Below are 16683 nucleotides of genomic sequence, written 5' to 3'. Positions count from 1 at the left end.
GGCGGCCGCCGTCGCGTGTCCGCCCCTCCCGGGTCGGGGCCCGACGCCGCACGCGCGGACCGGGCCCGTCGGGTGACGTGGCAGGCTAGGCCCGGCGGGCCGCTGCGTCGGCTCGACCTGTCTGACCCCCTCTGACGCCGGACGACACGGAGAACGATGAGCCGCCACCCCCAGGACGCGACCGCGACGAGGATGCTCGCCGACCGGACGGGCACCGACCCGGCCGACTGGTTCCTCGTCTTCAAGGCCCGCTACGGGATGGAGGTCGTGTTCCGGGCGCTCGCCGAGGTGCGCGGCGCGGGCGACGTGGTCACCCAGGTGTTCACGTGCTCGACGGCCGTCGACCCCGTCCTCGTCGCGGGCCTGCGGCCCGTCTACGCCGAGGTCTCCCCGGCGACCGTCGCGATCGACCCCGACCGGCTCGCGGTCGGGCCGGCCACGCGCGCCGTCGTGCTGCAGAACACGTTCGGCATCGTCGACGACGCGGCCGCGCTCCGGCTGCGCGCCGCGGCGCGCTCGGTCGGGGCGCTCCTCGTGGAGGACAGCGCGCACTGCGTCACGCGCCTCGCGCGCGACGCCGACGGGTCGCCGGTCGCGGACGTCTCGTTCCACTCGTTCGGCGTGGAGAAGATGCTGCCGACGCGGTTCGGCGGTGCCGTGTGGGTGAGCCCCGCGCTCGACCCGGCGCTGCGCGCCGCGATCGTGTCGGCGCTCGATGCGCTGCCGGTCGTCGGGGCCCGGCTCGACCTCGCCGCGCGCAGCTTCCGGACGCAGGTGCGGGTGCTCAACCGACTCCCGGGCGGCGCCGCGGGAAAGGTGCGCGGCGCGCTCACCGCCGTCGGCGCGTACGAGCCGGCGATCGCCCCCGTGGAGAACCGAGGCGGCCTCGCGCACCCGCCGCAGCGCCCGTCGTCGTGGGTCACGGGCCGGATGGTCGACGCGCTGCGGTCGAGCGGCGACGTCGAGGCGCGTCGCGCGGACACCGTGGCGGAGTACGTGCGCGGGCTGTCCGACGTCGTCGAGGTGCCGGCGGGGGTCGGCGGGCGCGCGCCGCTGGTGCGGTTCCCCTTCTTCGCGCCCGACGCGCCGACCGCCGACCGGCTCGTGCGGGAGCTCACGGCGGCCGGGTTCTACGTCGGCAAGTGGTACCGCCCCGCGCTGTTCCCCGGCCCGGACGACCCGGCGGTCTACGGGTACACGCCGGGCGACCCCGCGCTCGCGACGACGGAGGACCTCGTGGCCCGCGTCGTCAACCTGCCGACGACGGTCGGGGTCGCGACGGCGCGCCGCATCGTCGAGGCCGTGCGGTCGGCACTGGGCGCCTGAGCCTCTCGACCAGGCGATCCCCGCGGGCCGACCAGGCGATCCCTGCGCGTCAGCGATGCTGGACGCGCCGAGACCGCCTGGTCGGCGGGAGGGTCATGCCGACGGGCGGGAGCGCGCGAACTTCACGTAGTCGACCGTGTGGCGCAGGTCGACGCGCCACACGTCGAGGCGGCGGCGCAGGCTGCGGTCGGGCGCGTAGCGCAGCGTGTGCCAGACGCCGTGCTTGCGGGCCTTCTTCACGCGGTGGCGCAGCGACACCGGCACGAGCGCCCGGACGACCGGGTAGGGCACGTTGACCCACAGGCGCGCCTCCGACGTGATCTGCTCGGGCAGCTCGCGCCCGTGGACCAGGTCCTCGACGTAGCAGCGCGCGAGGTTGCCGCCCGCGGCCATCGTGTAGAAGCTCGCCGCGCCCTGGCGCAGGTTCACCTCGAGGATCTTGCTCGTGCCCGTGCGGCGGTCGTACATGACGTCGAGGTTCGCCGCGCCCACGTAGCCGAGGCTGTCGAGCAGGTGCCGGACCGACTCGGTGAGCCTGTCGTCCTTCATCGTGACGACGGCGTTGTAGTTCCCGACGAGCTTCGGGTCGTACTCACCGAGCACGATCTGCGCCGCGGAGAGGAAGCGCAGGCGGCCGTGCCGGTCGGAGTACGTGTTGACCACGCGCATGACCGACTCGTCGCCCGCGAGGTACTCCTGGACGATGAGGTCGTCCGCGTACCCCGCGGCGTAGATGCGGCGCGCGACGTCGCGCAGCTCGGCGGCGTCCTGGACGAGGTAGACCTTCTTCTTGCCCTCGAACCGCAGGCGCGGGTACGTGTCCGTGTCCGACGGCTTGAGGATGAGCGGGTACGGGAACGGCAGGTCCTCGCCGAAGCCCGGCGCGTCGACGTCCGCCGCCGTCGCGATCACCGTCTCCGGGTGCGGCACGCCCAGCTCCGCGCAGGTGCGGTAGAAGTCCGTCTTGTTCATGAGGCGCGCGGCCAGCTCCTGGCCGACGAGCGGGATGACGTACAGGTCCTGGAGCTCGGCGCGGTGCGCGATCACGACGTTCGTGTAGAACTCGATGTTCGCGATGAGCAGGCGCTTGCGGCCCGGGAACTCCTCGGCGAGCTCGCGCAGGACCGCGACGATGCGCTCCGGGTCGTCGAAGTCGCGGTAGGTGCGCACGTCGACGATGCGGGAGTCCGCCGTCTCGCGCAGCGGGAAGCGGCCCAGGGCCAGCGTGCGGACGCCGTACGCCTCGTGCAACGACCTCGCGATGTTGTAGGTGTTGAGGTTGGTCCCCAGGACGATGGGGAGGAACTCGGCGTTGCCGTACGTCATCGCGGAGGGTCGTCCGTTTCTCTGTGTGGTCGGCGGGCGTCCGCCATCCTACGGGCCGGGTACGGCCGCGCCCGGGCCGAGGCCCTCGCCTGCGACACCCACGCCCGTGGGGTCCTGACCGGCGCGGACGACGACGCCGTGCCCGGCCAGCACGCGCACGAGCTCGTCGTGGCCCCGTGAGACGTCCCAGTGCACGCCCACCATGCCGGCGGCGCGCGCGCCCTCGACGTTGCGCGCGGTGTCGTCGACGAACAGCACCTCGTCCGGGTCCGCGCCGATGCGGCGGGCGGCCTCGGCGAAGAACCGCGGGTCGGGCTTGGCGATCCCGAGCTCGCACGAGTACCAGCTCGTGTCGAACTCCGCGTCGTAGCCGAGGGTCCGGCGCATGAACGGCACGCGACGGCTCTCCTGGTTGGTGCCGAGGTGCACGCCGTAGCCGCTCGCGCGCAGCGCCCGCACGAGGTCGAACGACGCGTCCACGACCTCGAGCGCGTCGAACCAGATCGCGCGGTACACGTCCTCCGCCGGCTCCGTCACGCCGTAGCGCTCGAGCCCGGCAGCCAGCACAGGGAGATAGTCGCCCTCGCCGACGAGCATGGGCAGCTCCTCGCTCCAGGTCTCGAGCAGGAACTCCCGGGTCCGGTCCCCGAGGTAGCGCTCGACCGCCGCGTACCAGCCGTCGGGGATGTGCTGGAGCACGCCGTCGGCGTCGAACAGGACGTGGCGTACGGTCATGGCCGCCACCCTAGCGGCGGGGTCGTCAGGCCGGGACCTGTGACCGTGGCGGCCGGTGGGGCGGGTCGCCGTAGGATCCACGGGTGACGTCGCGACCGGACCAGGACCACGCCCAGCCCCTCGTCGGAGTGCTCGGAGGGGTCGGGCCCCTCGCCACGGCGTACTTCCTCCAGCTCCTCGTCGAGCTCACGGAGGCGGACCGCGACCAGGACCACGTGGACGCCGTCGTGCTCAACCACGCGACGATCCCCGACCGCACGGCGTTCATCCTCGGCCGCTCGGACGCGGACCCGGGTCCGGTGCTCGCGCGCGACGCGGGACGGCTCGAGCGCTTCGGGGCGGACTTCCTCGTCATGCCCTGCAACACGGCGCACTACTTCACCCAGCAGGTGCTCGACGCGATCAGCGTCCCGTTCGTGTCCATCATCGACACGACGGTCGACGCCGCCCGGGCGCGGGTCGCGGACCTGCGCGCGGTGGGGCTGCTCGCGACGGCGGGGACCGCGGCGTCGGGCGTCTACCAGGACGCCTTCGCGCGTCACGGCGTCGACGCGCTCGTCCCGGACGAGGCCGACCAGGCGCTCGTCTCGCAGATCATCTACGAGCAGGTCAAGGCCGGCCGGCCGGTCGACATCGAGACGTTCCGCGCCGTCGCGGGGCGGCTCGTCGAGCGGGGTGCCCAGGTGATCGTGCTGGGTTGCACGGAGCTGTCGGTCGTCGCCGTCGACCACGACCTGCTCGCCGACCCGCTCTACCTCGACTCGACCGACCAGCTCGCCCGCGCGACCATCCGTCGCGCGGGGCACCGCGTGCGCGAGGGCTGACCAGGCCTCTCTCCCTCGGCGGACCGGGTCTCTCCCTCGGCAGAGGGGTTCGGAGCCGGGTCAGCCGAGCTCGCTCGTGCCCGAGTACAGGTGCAGCACCGGGACGTGGAGCTCCTCGCGCGCGCGGGACGCCCAGTCGGTGTGGAACGTGTCCTCGACCGCGTGCGGGTAGGTCACGACGACGATCTCGCGCACGCCGTCCGCGGCGACGGCCTTGTGCAGCGCGGGCAGCGGGTCGTCGTCGACGACGGCGCCGTCGGCCTCGCGGCCCGCCGCGCGCAGCTCCGCGACGCTGCGCTCGAGCTGCTCGCCCGCCGTCGCCGTGGCCTGGACCGGCGAGGGCTCGCGACCGAGGACCTCGTCCCATGCCTCCTTGAGCTCGCCCACGCTGAGGTGGTCGATGATCCCGGAGATCACGTTGCGCTCCGTGTCCGCGGGCACGAGCACCCGGTAGGCGAGCTGCTCGCCCTCGTGCAGCGACAGGATGTGCTGCACGTCGGCCGGGTTCAGCGTGTCTTCGGTCAGGACGAGGATCGTGTCGGTCACGCGGGTCAGCCTATCGGCAGGAGCCAGCGCGCGGCGGTCGTACCGGCGGGGGAGCCGGGCCGGTCCTCGGGGCTGTGCAGCAGGTGCGCGAGGCGGGCGCCCCGGGGCGGGAGCGCCGTCGTGCCCGACGGCGGCGCCCCGGCCACGATGCGGCCCGGGCCCTGCCCGACGACGCTCGGCGTCGTGGTGACGCACAGCTCGTCGACGAGGTCCGCCGCGAGCAGGTCGCCCAGCAGCGTCGGCCCGCCCTCGGTGAGCACGCGGGCCAGCCCGCGCTCGGCGAGCGCGGCGAGCCCCGCGGCGAGATCGACGGCGGCTCCCGGCGCGTGCCCGTCCCGCGTGCCCGCGGCGTCCTGCCCGACGACGAGCACCCGGTCCGCGGGCACGTCGCCCGTCGCCGTGGCCGCCCCGGCGGGGCCGGTCAGCACGAGGGGCGGCCGGTCGCCGCGGGCGAGGGCCTCGGGGACGCGGCCGGTCCGCGTCACGATCGCGAGCTCGAGCGGCGCGTCGTGCAGGTGCCGCAGCCCGCGCGGCCGGTCGAGCGCGGTGTACCCCTCGGCACGGGCCGTCCCTGCGCCGACGAGCACGACGTCGGCGAGCGCGCGCAGGACCCGGAAGACGCGCCAGTCCGCGTCGTCGTTGATCGATCCCGAGCGGTGGTCCGGACCCCACGCCGCGCCGTCGACGCTCGCGACCATGTTGGCGCGCACGACGTGCGCCCCCCGCGCGGGCGGGCCGTACGCGTAGAGCGCCGCGAGGCGTTCCTCGCGCGGGTCGGGCGGCAGGTGCTCCGCGGCGGGCAGGAGCACGTCGAGCGGGGGCAGGTCCGTGCGTCCCGCGGGTGCCGCAGGGGGCTCGTCGGAGGGTGCCGTGGTGGAGGTCACAGCGGCCAGGCTAGCCGCAGGCGTAGGCTGGATCCTCGTGACTGCGCCCGTCGCCGGTGGCGCCTCGGCCCCGGCAGCCCTCCCCGGCACCGCCCGCGCGTCGGCCCCCGACGCGACTCCCGACGCGCCCGGACGCACGCGCGCCCTCGCGGACGTTCGACCGTCCGTCCCGCCCGCGCGACTCCTGGCCGACCTGCTGCCGCCGCGGCACTTCGCCGACGCCCGCTTCTCGACCTACCGCGCGAACCCCGCGTACCCGAGCCAGGCGCGCACCGTCGCGCGGCTCGAGGAGGTCGCGGCCGCCGTCGCCAAGCCCGCGCGCAAGGGGCTCTTCGGCACCCGGAAGCAGACCGCGCCCGCGGTGTACATGGACGGCGGCTTCGGCGTCGGCAAGACCCACCTCCTCACGTCGCTCGCGCACGCCGTGGGCCTCGACGTGAGCGCATACGGCACGTTCGTCGAGTACACGAACCTGGTGGGCGCGCTCGGATTCCAGGCGACGGTGGACGCGCTCGCGACGAAGAAGCTCGTGTGCATCGACGAGTTCGAGCTCGACGACCCGGGCGACACCGTGCTCATGTCGCGCCTCCTGCGCGAGCTCGCCGACCGCGGCGTCGCGCTGGCGGCGACGTCGAACACGCTGCCCGAGGCGCTCGGCGAGGGCCGCTTCGCGGCGGAGGACTTCCTGCGCGAGATCCAGGCGCTCGCGGCCCGGTTCGAGGTGCTGCGCGTCGACGGCGAGGACTACCGCCACCGTGCGGTCGTCACCGACTCGGCCCCGCTGCCCGAGGACGCCGTTCGGGCCGCGGCCGTGGGTCGCCCCGGCACGACGCTCGACGCGTTCGACGACCTGCTGGCGCACCTCTCGCACGTGCACCCCAGCCGTTACCGCGCGCTGCTCGACGGCGTCGAGGTCGTCGCGCTCACCGGCGTGCACACCGTGACCGAGCAGTCCGCCGCCCTGCGCCTCGTCGTCCTCGTCGACCGCCTCTACGATCGCGACGTGCCCGTGCTGCTCGCCGGGTCGGGCGACTACACGGGGGAGCGGAGCCTGTTCACGGAGGAGATGCTGCGCGGCGGGTACCGCAAGAAGTACTACCGCGCGCTCTCGCGCCTCGGCGCGCTCGCCGAGGACGGCCGCGCGGTCGCGCGCGCCTCCGCCTGACGGCCGGCCCGAGCGGGCACGTCGCCGCCGGGGCGGCTCATGTCGCGGCGAGGCGCTTCTTCTCGACCTCGATGTCGAAGTCGGCCGGGGGCCAGCCGAGGTCGAGGCGGCGCAGCGCGTCGAGCAGCAGCTCGCTCACCGCGAGGCGCGCGAACCACTTGCGGTCGGCCGGGACGACGTGCCACGGCGCGACCTCGGTGCTCGTCCGGTCCAGGACGGCCTGGTAGGCCTCCTGGTACGCGGGCCACTTCTGGCGCGAGTCGACGTCGTTCGGGTTGTACTTCCAGTACTTGTCCGGACGCTCGAGGCGCTCCATGAGCCGCGCCCGCTGCTCCTCGTAGGACACGAGCAGCGCGACCTTGACGATGGTCGTGCCCGCCGCGACGACCTCCTCCTCGAACCGGTTGATCTCGTCGTACCGCGCCTCCCAGACGTCCGGCGGCACGAGCGCGTCCACGCGCGCGACGAGCACGTCCTCGTAGTGCGAGCGGTCGAAGACGCCGATGTACCCGGGCGCGGGCAGCGCCCTGCGGATCCGCCACAGGTAGTCGTGCTCGCGCTCCTCGGGCGTCGGGACGCCGAACGACCGGTGGGCGACGCCCTGCGGGTCGACGAGCCCGACGACGTGCCGCACGATGCCGCCCTTGCCCGCGGTGTCCATGCCCTGCAGCACGAGCAGGACCGAGCGCGACCCGCCCGAGCGGCCCTCGGCGAACAGGCGCTCCTGCAGCTCGGAGAGCTCGTCCGCGTGCCGCGCGACGAGCGCCTGGCCGGCCGCCTTGTCGCCGGCGAACCCCGGCGTGGACCCGCGGTCGAACGCCGCGAGGTCGAAGCCGGCGGGCACGCGCAACGACTCCGTGGGGGCGACCTCCCAGTCGGCGTCGAGCGCCGGCACGGACCCGGATCCTGAGCCGGACCGCGTGCCCTTGGCGTGCTTCTTCTTCGGCTTCTTCGTCGTCGACATGGGCGTGAGCGTAGTCACACCCAGGACAGGACGGCGACCGAACGCGCGGGCAGGTCGACGTGGCGCCGGTGCACGGTCGTCTCCGGGTCCCACGTCGCGAGCAGGCGCGGCGTGCCGCCGAGCGCGAGCCGGAGCCGACGGCGCTCCTCGCCGAGGTTGACCGCGACAGCGACGGTCCGACGGTCCACGACGAACGCGGGACCGCCGCGCGGCGCAGACGCCGACGCCGTCTCCTCGCCCGAGGCGTCGTCGTCCACGCCCCCGGGGCCGTGCACGCGCACGACCGAGAGGTCGCCCGAGCGGACGTCGGGCCGCGACCGCAGCGCCACCAGCGTCCGGTACCAGGCGAGCAGCCGTGCGTGCTCGCCGCGGTCGCGCTCGGACCAGTCGAGGACGCTCGCGTCGCGGGTCGCCGGGTCCTGCGGGTCGGGCACGGGCGCGCCGTCGCCCCACCCGTGGTCGGCGAACTCCGCGGCCCGCCCGCGCCGGACCGCCTCGGCGAGCTCCGGCTCGGCGTGGTCGGTGAAGAACTGCCACGGCGTCGACGCGCCCCACTCCTCGCCCATGAAGAGCAGCGGGGTGAAGGGGGAGACCAGGACGAGCGCCGCGGCCACGGCGAGCCCGCCGCCGTCGAGCGTGGCCGACGTCCGGTCCCCGGACGCGCGGTTGCCGACCTGGTCGTGGTTCTGGGAGCTCACGACGAACGCGTGCCCGTCGGTCCCCGCCGGGACGGGGTGGCCCCAGGAGCGACCGCGGAAGGTGGAGAACGTGCCGTCGTGCACGAACACGCCCGTGAGCGCCTTGCGCAGCACCGCGACGGAGCCGAAGTCCACGTAGTAGCCCCGCCGCTCGCCCGTGAGGAGCGCGTGCACGGCGTGGTGGACGTCGTCGGCCCACTGGGCGCGCATCCCGCGGCCGCCCTGCTCCACGCCCGTCACGGTCGCCGGGTCGTTCTCGTCCGACTCGGCGACGAGCGTGAGCGGGCGCCCCAGCTCCTGCTCCACGCGGTCCACGCGCCGCGCGAGCTCCGCGAGCAGGTGCGTGGGGGAGTCGTCGACGAGGGCGTGCACGGCGTCGAGGCGCAGCGCGTCGACGTGGAACTCGACGAACCACCGCTCGGCGTTGTCGATCACCCACTCGCGCACCTCCCGGCTGCCCGGCCGGTCGAGGTTCACCGCCGCGCCCCAGGGGGTCGTGTGCGCGTCGGTGAAGTACGGGCCGAACTCCGGCAGGTAGTTCCCCGACGGCCCGAGGTGGTTGTAGACGACGTCGAGCACGACCGCGAGGCCCCGGGCGTGGGCGGCGTCCACGAACCGCTGCAGGGCGCGGGGGCCCCCGTACGGCTCGTGCACCGCGTACAGGTGCACGCCGTCGTAGCCCCAGCCCCGCTCGCCGCCGAACGCCGCGACCGGCAGGAGCTCGACCGCGCCGACGCCCAGGGCGACGAGGTGGTCGAGCCGGTCGATCGCGGCGTCGAGCGTGCCCTGCGGCGTGAACGTGCCCACGTGCAGCTCGTAGACGACCTCGCCCCGCACGTCGCGGCCCGCCCACGCGTCGTCGGTCCACGCGTACGTCGCGTCGAACGTGCGGCTCGGACCGTGCACGCCGTAGGGCTGCCACGGGCTGCGGGGGTCGGGCCGGCCCGGTCCGCCGTCGACCGCGTAGCCGTAGTCCGTGCCCCACGGCAGCTCGTGGTCGTAGCCCCACCACCCGGGCACGTGCGCGCCCACGAGGCGCAGCGGCAGCCGCTGCGCGCCCTCGAACGTCCCGGAGCCCGGCTCGGGCAGGAGCAGCTCGACGCTGCGCGCCGTCGGCGCCCACACGACCGGCCGCGGCCCGGGCACGGAGAGCATGGGGGTCGACCGCGGTGGGGGGACCCGGGGCGGCGGGATCCCGGGCGCCTGGCTCGTCGGGTCGGTCGTCACGGCGCGTCCCCCGCTGGCTCCCGGGTCTCGCCCGGGCTCGCGACGGCGGCGGCCGCCGCGTCGTCCTGGTCGACGAGGAGCGCGACCGGCAGGTCGGCGAGCAGGTCGGCCACGCGCACCGTGCCGGACGCGTGCTCCCGCCCGGTGAGCACGTCGACCCATGCCCCCGCGCCCGGGGGGAGCGCGACGACGTGGTCGCGCCACCCGCCCAGCCGGTCGACCGTGCCGGCCAGCCGCGTGGCGACGGTCACGACGCGCGCGACGTCCGCCTCCCCGCGGCCCCGCGTGGTGCGCGCGAACGCGAGCGCGCACGGCGTCGACGACGCGACGGGCGTATACCCGGCGCCGTCGCCCACGAACGCGTCGGCCAGGGCGCGGCGCACCCGCAGCGCGCGCGCCGTGACGAGCAGCTTCTCGTCCGCGAGCGTCCGTGCGGGCGCCCCGCCGTCGAGCCGCGCGAGCCGCTCGATCAGCGCGTCGACGTCCACCGGTCGGCGGTTGTCGGGGTCCACGAGGGTCGGCGCGTACGACTCCGCGCCCTGGTACACGTCCGCGACCCCGGGCGCCGTGAGCCGCACGAGCGTGATCCCGAGGCTCGCGGCGCGCAGTTCCTCGCGGTGGTCGCGGGACCACCGGGCGAACGCGCCGGTCACCGCGGGGTCGGCGAGCGCGCGCCGCGCGAGGTCCGCGACGGCCTCCTCGTAGGCGTCGTCCGGGCTCGTCCACGACGTCGCGACCTTCGCCTCGCGCAGCGCCTTGCGCAGGTAGTCGACGAGGCGGTCGGGCGCGATCGACGCGCCAGACGGGCCGTCCGACGCGCCGTCGGCCGGGTCGGCCCCGGCGCCCGCGTCGGGCAGCCACGTCCCCGCGACCGTCTGCCACAGCAGGTTCTCCGCGAGGCCGTCCACGAGCGCCCCGCGGTACGGGGCCGTCGCCGCGCGGACCTCGTCGACGAGCCGCGACCAGCCCGCCGCGTCCTCGGACAGCACTCCGAGCGCCGCGCGCGTGTCCTCACCGCGCTTGGTGTCGTGCGTCGACCCCGCCGTGAGGGCGTGCGGCGTGAGCGCGGCGAACCGCTGCGCGAACGCGTGCCAGTCGTGCACGCCGAGGCTGAACCGGTCCGGCTCGCCCCCCACCTCGCACAGGCTCACGAGCTCGGTCCACCGGTAGAACGCGGTGTCCTCCACCCCCTTCGCCGTCACCGCGCCGCAGACCTGCTGGAACCGCACCACGAGCTCGTCGCGGCGCGCCTCGCGGCGCCGACCCGCGCTCCCGACCTCCCGGCCCAGCACGAGGTCGACCACCACGTCGAGCGTCTCCGCGCGCTGCGGGTCGAGGCGGGCCCGGGCGCGCGCGGCGGCGTCCTCGACCGCACGGACCGCCTCGTGCCGTGGCGGGGTGCCCGGCACCACGTAGGCCCGGTACCGGTCGAACGCGACGAGCAGCTCGCGCAGGCACTGGTGCAGTCCGCGCCACGTGTGGTCGCGCAGGCGCGGGTCGTCGTGGCAGACGGCGGCGGCGAGGTCGGTCAGGCGGTGCAGCTCCGCGTAGAGCGGGCCCGCGACGACCTCGCGCTTCGCCTCCTCGACGAGCGCCCCCAGCCCGCCCGGCACGGCGCCCGTGAGGCGGGTCATCACCGCGTCCAGACCGGACCGGCCGCCGGGGTCGACGAAGAGCTGCTGCAGCCGCCACGCGACGTCGTAGCCCGTCGTCCCGACCGTCGCCCAGTCCGGGGGCACCTGCTCCTCGCCCGCGAGGATCTTCTCCACGACGACCCACGCGCCGTCGGTACGGTCGGCGAGACGCCGGAGGTACTGCGCCGGGTCGGCGAGGCCGTCCGGGTGGTCGATGCGCAGGCCGTCGACCGTGCCGTCCGTGACGAGGCCGAGCACGAGCGCGTGCGTCGCGTCGAACACCTCCTCGTCCTCGACCCGGACCGCGACGAGCGACCCGACGTCGAAGAAGCGCCGGTAGTTGAGCTCCTCGTCGCCCACGCGCCAGTACGCCAGCCGGTAGTGCTGACGCTCCACCAGCTCGGTGAGCGGCAGGTCCTCGGTGCCTGCCCGCACCGGGAAGACGTGGTCGTAGTACCGCAGCACGCGCCGCGGCCCCGGCGACCCGGGGACCTCGACCTCGTCGACCGTGATCTCGCCCGCCGCGAGCACGTCGCCCAGGCGCGCGCCGAGGACCGGCATGAGCACCGCGCCCTCGCCCGCCGACCAGTCGACGTCGAACCACCGGGCGTACGGCGAGTCGGCGCCGTCCTCGAGGACCGACCACAGCGCGTGGTTGTGCCACGCGGGCGTCGGCACCGCCATGTGGTTCGGCACGACGTCGAGCACCAGGCCCAGGCCCGCCGCCCGGGCGCTCGCGGCCAGGCGCCCCAGGCCCTCGCGCCCGCCGAGCTCTGCGCTCACGCGCGTGTGGTCGACGACGTCGTAGCCGTGGGTCGAGCCGGGCGCGGCCTGGAGCACGGGGGAGAGGTAGAGGTGCGTGACCCCGAGGGACGCGAGGTACGGCACCTGGCGCGCGGCGTCGTCGAACGTGAGGCCGGGGCCGAGCTGCAGGCGGTACGTCGAGACGGGGACGCGGGGCGGCGCGCCGGGCGTGCCGACGTCGGGCGTGGCCGTCATCGCAGCGGGGGCCGGGTCAGGACGATGACGCTGCGGCCCGTCACGGAGACCGTGTCGCCCGGGCGCAGGGCGTCGCCGACGTCCACCGTGCCGTCGGTGTCCAGCACGACGTCCCAGCCCTCGCCGTACCGCGCGGGCGGCACGGTGAACTCGAGCGCGTCGGAGTGGGCGTTGAGCAGCAGGAGGAACGAGTCGTCGACGATCGGCTCGCCGCGCCGGTCCTTCTCGGGGATCGCGTCGCCGTTGAGGAACACCATGACGGTGCGCGCGTAGGCGTGGTCCCAGTCCTGCTGGTCCATGCGCGAGCCGGTGATGTCGAGCCACTCGATGTCCGGCAGCTCGTCGTCGACGGTCCCGGAGCCGCCGCGGCCCAGGAAGAAGCGCCGCCGGTGCAGCACGGGGTGGTCGCGCCGCAGCCACACCACGCGGCGGGCGAAGTCGAGCAGCGCGGCCCGCTCGTCATCGAGGCCCTCCTCGCCGCCCCAGTCCATCCACGTGATCGCGTTGTCCTGGCAGTAGCCGTTGTTGTTGCCGCCCTGCGTGCGCGCGATCTCGTCGCCGTGCGCGAGCATGGGCACGCCCTGGGAGAGCAGGAGGGTCGCGAGGAAGTTGCGGCGCTGGCGCGCGCGGAGCGCCCGCACCTCGGGGTCGTCGGTCGGCCCCTCCGCCCCGCAGTTCCAGGACCGGTTGTGGCTCTCGCCGTCGTTGTTGTCCTCGCCGTTCGCCTCGTTGTGCTTCTCGTCGTAGGACACGAGGTCGTTGAGCGTGAAGCCGTCGTGCGCGGTGACGAAGTTGATCGACGCGATGGGCTTGCGACCGCTGTGCTCGTAGAGGTCGGACGAGCCGGTGAGGCGGCTCGCGAGCTCGGGCAGCGTGGAGGGCTCGCCGCGCCAGAAGTCGCGCACGGTGTCCCGGTACTGCCCGTTCCACTCGGTCCACAGCGGCGGGAAGCCGCCCACCTGGTAGCCGCCGTCGCCGAGGTCCCACGGCTCGGCGATGAGCTTGACCTGGGAGATCACCGGGTCCTGCTGGACGATGTCGAAGAAGGCCGAGAGGCGGTCGACCTCGTGGAACTGCCGGGCCAGGGTCGCCGCGAGGTCGAAGCGGAACCCGTCCACGTGCATCTCGGTCACCCAGTACCGCAGCGAGTCCATGATGAGCTGGAGCACGTGCGGCGAGCGCATGAGCAGCGAGTTGCCCGTGCCCGTGGTGTCGAAGTAGTGGGCCTCGTCGCCGTCGACCAGGCGGTAGTACGCCTTGTTGTCGATGCCGCGGAAGCTCAGCGTCGGGCCGAGGTGGTTGCCCTCCGCGGTGTGGTTGTAGACGACGTCGAGGATGACCTCGATGCCCGCCTCGTGCAGGGCCTTGACCATGGTCTTGAACTCCATGACCTGCTGCCCGCGCGTGCCGTACGCCGCGTACCCGTTGTGGGGCGCGAAGAAGCCGATGGTGTTGTAGCCCCAGTAGTTCGACAGGCCCTTCTCGACGAGCGTGGGGTCGTTGACGAACTGGTGCACCGGCATGAGCTCGACCGCCGTGACGCCGAGCGTCACGAGGTGCTCGACGACGGCCGGGTGGGCCATGCCGGCGTACGTGCCGCGCAGGTCGTCCGGCACGTCCGGGTGGAGCATCGTCATGCCCTTGACGTGCGCCTCGTAGATCACGCTGTCGTGGTAGTCCCGGTTCGGCGGGCGGTCGTGGCCCCAGTCGAAGTACGGGTTGATGACGACCGAGACCATCGTGTGCCCGGCCGAGTCGTCGTCGTTGAGCGGGGGAGCGGCGGGCGGGGGCGCGTCCGCGTCGTCGCCCTCGGGTGCCTCGTCCGCCGGTGCCGCGTCGCCGGCGTCGGCGAAGCGGTAGGAGAACAGCGACTCGTCGCCGTCGACCTGCCCCTCGATCGCCTTCGCGTACGGGTCGAGGAGCAGCTTGGCCGGGTTGCACCGGTGACCGTTCGCCGGGTCGTACGGCCCGTGCACGCGGTAGCCGTAGCGCGTGCCGGGGCCCTTCCCGGGCAGGTAGACGTGCCAGACGTGCGCGTCCACCTCCTCGAGGTCGACGCGCGTCTCGGTGCCGTCGTCGCCGAGGAGGCAGAGCTCCACGCGCTCCGCGACCTCGGAGAACAGGGCGAAGTTCGTCCCCGTCCCGTCGTAGGTGGCGCCGAGCGGGTAGGGGTGGCCGGGCCAGGTCTGCATGCCCCTGAGGATTCCACGCACCCCGGGTCGCTGTCGTCGCAGACGACGCCCGACGCCGGGTGACGACGGACACTCGCCATCAAATAGTGTGCCAAGCGCCCATGGGTCCCGCGGCTCGGCCGGCGCTCGTCTCACCGCCCCAGCCCGGAACGGGTCTCCACGACGACGCGGCCGCGGACGGTCGTGCATCGGGGCGTCGGACCTGGTAGACCCGTGCCATGAGCACCCACGCAGACCACCGGGACGACCTCAACGAGTCGGACGTCGCCTCCGCACGACTGTCCCCGCGCCGCGAGGAGGAGGGGGAGGCCGTGGGCGACGTGCTGACCGGTGGGGACGCGACCAAGGCCCCGCAGTCGCTGTCGGAGAACGAGCGCCGGCCGATCGACGGTGCGTCGTCGGGCACGTCCTGGGACGACCCCGACGAGCTCTGAGCGTCAATCGACGCGCGGCAGCCGGTCGGCGTCGACCGGGATGAGGCGGGGCATCCCGGCGGGGGCGACCGCGCTGAGCGCGAGGTAGCGGGCCTCCGCCCGATGGAGGCGGATGTGCTCGTCGACGGTCCAGTCCGGGCCGTTCGTGAGCGACATGCCGCACGAGCAGTCGATCGCCACCCGCCCGGCCCCCTCCTCGCGGACCTGCCCGATCGTGACGTGCGCGGACCGCGCGTCCGCCTTCGCGCGGCGCATGCTCGCGCTGACGGGTTCGGGGCGCGTGGCCTCCGGCGACGGGTTCGGGGCGGGTGCGGCACTCACAGGTCCCGAGCCTAGACGGCCTCGTCGCGCTGCCGCGCACGCACGGTCGCCGCGCTCCGACCGTGCGGGCGCCGGACCTGCTCCCGCTCAGTGGGTGTGCGCGATCCCCAGGGCGTGCGCCCGCTCGTGCTCCCGCTCGGCGGCCTCGCGCGCGGCGATGCGCGCCCGGACCTCCTCGCGACGGAGCGGAGGCACGGTCGACGGCGGGTTGCGGCGCTCCGGCAGCTCGCCGAGCAGCCGCGCGACGACGGCCGTGACCTCGTCGACCGCGCGCTCGAACGGCTCCTGGGTCGCGGCGCTGGTCCGCTGGATCCCGGTGACCTTCCGGACGAACTGGCGTGCGGCCGCCTCGATCTCCTCGTCCGTGGCAGGGGGCTCGAGGCCGCGCAGGGTCGTGATGTTCCGGCACATGCCCTCGACGCTACGTGCGAGCGAGGAGCATCACAAGGGCGGCCCCGTCAGGCGAAGCGTGCGGTGACGGCGAGCGTCTCCCCGACGTCGACGCGGACGTCCGCGAGCCGCACGCCCGGGGGCAGGTCGGACACGAGGTCGACCCGGTGCCCCTCCGCCTTGGCGAGCTCGCCGCGCGCGGCCAGGAGCAGCGCCGCGACGACGGGGTTGCGGCTCGACAGCTCGAGGTCCCGGACGGTGAGCACCATGTGCGCGTCGACCTCGGCGGTCCCTGCCGCGCGCACGCTCGCGGAGAGGATGCCCTTGCGGACCCGGGCGAACCCGCGGAGCGTCACGCTGCGAGGCCCCGCGGACTCGAGGTCGACGTCGAGCGACGCCAGCGTGAGGCCGAGGTTCTGGAGCTCCGTCGCCACGAGGCGCCGGGCGGTCTCGACGAGGGCGTCGCGGGGTGCGGCGACGCGGACGTGGCCGCTGAGAGGCGCGGCGTCGTCCGGCTCGACGGGCTCGATCCCCAGACCGCCGGCGGTGTCCTCGACCCAGCGGAACCGGAGGCCCTCGGCCTCCGCGACGACGTCGACCGGTACGTCCTCGACGAGGAGGGGGTGCGCGTCGACGCGCACCCGGCGCAGGACCGCGTCCTCGCGCGCCCGCACGTCCTCGACGTCGCGGGTCTCGTGCCCGTCGGTCGAGGCGCGCTCCGCGCCCGGAGCGGCTCCCTGGCCTCCGACGCGCACGCGGACCCCTGTCAGGTCGACGTCGAGCCGGGAGACGTCGGGGCCGTCGAGCTCGGCGTCGAGGCGGGCCCGGTCGGCACCCTCGACGGTCGGCCCGAGCAGGTCGAGCAGGGCGGGGCGCAGCCGGGCGCGGAGGTCGACGGAGGTCGTGGGTCGCGGGGCGGCGCCGAACGGCAGCACGTCGTGGGCGGGGTTCAGGTCGGGCATGGGCCGAGGGTAGTGGACGACGAAGGCCGCCCCGGGGAACCGGGGCGGCCTTCGAG

General features: G+C 74.7%; 15 protein-coding genes. 4 read left to right on the top strand and 11 right to left on the bottom strand.

All coding sequences use genetic code 11. The features are described 5' to 3' along the window. Positions 1-156: 156 nt before the first annotated feature. Positions 157-1326 carry a DegT/DnrJ/EryC1/StrS family aminotransferase gene (locus ABRQ22_RS09740; protein WP_353709370.1) on the top strand — a complete coding sequence of 390 codons (1170 nt, stop codon included), beginning with the start codon at positions 157-159 and terminating at the stop codon, positions 1324-1326. Positions 1327-1419: 93 nt separating this feature from the next. On the opposite strand, the gene ABRQ22_RS09735 is transcribed toward ABRQ22_RS09740, so the two are convergent. Beyond that, positions 1420-2652 carry a hypothetical protein gene (locus tag ABRQ22_RS09735; protein WP_353709369.1) on the bottom strand — a complete coding sequence of 411 codons (1233 nt, stop codon included), beginning with the start codon at positions 2650-2652 and terminating at the stop codon, positions 1420-1422. A 48-nt stretch (positions 2653-2700) separates the two neighbouring features. Next, entirely contained in the window at positions 2701-3387 is a 687-nt protein-coding gene (locus tag ABRQ22_RS09730; protein WP_353709368.1) for an HAD family phosphatase, read from the bottom strand. 83 nt (positions 3388-3470) lie between these two features. Here ABRQ22_RS09730 and ABRQ22_RS09725 point away from each other — a divergent pair, with 83 nt between their 5' ends. Beyond that, entirely contained in the window at positions 3471-4211 is a 741-nt protein-coding gene (locus ABRQ22_RS09725) for an amino acid racemase (protein ID WP_353709367.1), read from the top strand. 60 nt (positions 4212-4271) lie between these two features. Here ABRQ22_RS09725 and ABRQ22_RS09720 read toward each other — a convergent pair whose 3' ends face one another. Both ABRQ22_RS09720 and ABRQ22_RS09715 read right to left on the bottom strand, forming a co-directional pair. Further along, positions 4272-4757 carry a hypothetical protein gene (locus tag ABRQ22_RS09720; RefSeq protein WP_253049193.1) on the bottom strand — a complete coding sequence of 162 codons (486 nt, stop codon included), beginning with the start codon at positions 4755-4757 and terminating at the stop codon, positions 4272-4274. 5 nt (positions 4758-4762) lie between these two features. Further along, positions 4763-5641 carry a dihydrofolate reductase family protein gene (locus ABRQ22_RS09715; protein ID WP_353709366.1) on the bottom strand — a complete coding sequence of 293 codons (879 nt, stop codon included), beginning with the start codon at positions 5639-5641 and terminating at the stop codon, positions 4763-4765. A gap of 37 nt (positions 5642-5678) precedes the next feature. Between ABRQ22_RS09715 and zapE the strand changes: the two genes are divergently transcribed. Further along, complete coding sequence (gene zapE, locus ABRQ22_RS09710) at positions 5679-6806, top strand: cell division protein ZapE (RefSeq protein ID WP_353709365.1); 1128 nt, start codon at positions 5679-5681, stop codon at positions 6804-6806. Positions 6807-6843: 37 nt separating this feature from the next. Here the strand turns inward: zapE and ABRQ22_RS09705 are convergent, their stop codons facing one another. The 4 genes from ABRQ22_RS09705 to glgX form a co-directional block, all read right to left on the bottom strand. Then, positions 6844-7770 (bottom strand): PPK2 family polyphosphate kinase, encoded by a 927-nt coding sequence (locus tag ABRQ22_RS09705; RefSeq protein WP_353709364.1) that lies wholly within the window; start codon positions 7768-7770, stop codon positions 6844-6846. 14 nt (positions 7771-7784) lie between these two features. Further along, positions 7785-9623, bottom strand: a complete 1839-nt coding sequence (gene treZ / locus ABRQ22_RS09700; RefSeq protein ID WP_353709363.1) for a malto-oligosyltrehalose trehalohydrolase — start codon at positions 9621-9623, stop codon at positions 7785-7787. A gap of 68 nt (positions 9624-9691) precedes the next feature. Next, positions 9692-12328, bottom strand: coding sequence for a malto-oligosyltrehalose synthase (treY, locus tag ABRQ22_RS09695; protein ID WP_353709362.1), 2637 nt, complete (start codon positions 12326-12328; stop codon positions 9692-9694). Then, entirely contained in the window at positions 12325-14520 is a 2196-nt protein-coding gene (glgX, locus tag ABRQ22_RS09690) for a glycogen debranching protein GlgX (RefSeq protein WP_353709361.1), read from the bottom strand. Before glgX ends, treY begins: the two co-directional genes overlap by 4 nt. A 218-nt stretch (positions 14521-14738) precedes the next feature. Here glgX and ABRQ22_RS09685 point away from each other — a divergent pair, with 218 nt between their 5' ends. After that, positions 14739-14954, top strand: coding sequence for a hypothetical protein (locus ABRQ22_RS09685; protein WP_087471935.1), 216 nt, complete (start codon positions 14739-14741; stop codon positions 14952-14954). A gap of 3 nt (positions 14955-14957) precedes the next feature. Here the strand turns inward: ABRQ22_RS09685 and ABRQ22_RS09680 are convergent, their stop codons facing one another. From ABRQ22_RS09680 to ABRQ22_RS09670, 3 genes are all read right to left on the bottom strand, one after another. Continuing rightward, the gene (locus tag ABRQ22_RS09680) at positions 14958-15275 is read right to left on the bottom strand and encodes a hypothetical protein (protein ID WP_253049208.1); all 318 of its coding nucleotides are present in this window, start codon (positions 15273-15275) and stop codon (positions 14958-14960) included. A gap of 87 nt (positions 15276-15362) precedes the next feature. Then, the gene (locus tag ABRQ22_RS09675; RefSeq protein WP_253049210.1) at positions 15363-15686 is read right to left on the bottom strand and encodes a DUF2277 domain-containing protein; all 324 of its coding nucleotides are present in this window, start codon (positions 15684-15686) and stop codon (positions 15363-15365) included. Positions 15687-15733: 47 nt separating this feature from the next. Then, positions 15734-16627, bottom strand: coding sequence for a hypothetical protein (locus tag ABRQ22_RS09670; RefSeq protein ID WP_353709360.1), 894 nt, complete (start codon positions 16625-16627; stop codon positions 15734-15736). Between the last annotated feature and the right edge of the window lie 56 nt (positions 16628-16683).

This window comes from Cellulosimicrobium sp. ES-005, assembly GCF_040448685.1.
GTDB classification, from domain to species: domain Bacteria; phylum Actinomycetota; class Actinomycetes; order Actinomycetales; family Cellulomonadaceae; genus Cellulosimicrobium; species Cellulosimicrobium cellulans_G.
Note: the sequence above shows the minus strand (reverse complement) of the source record. Positions and strands in the feature narration are given on the sequence as shown.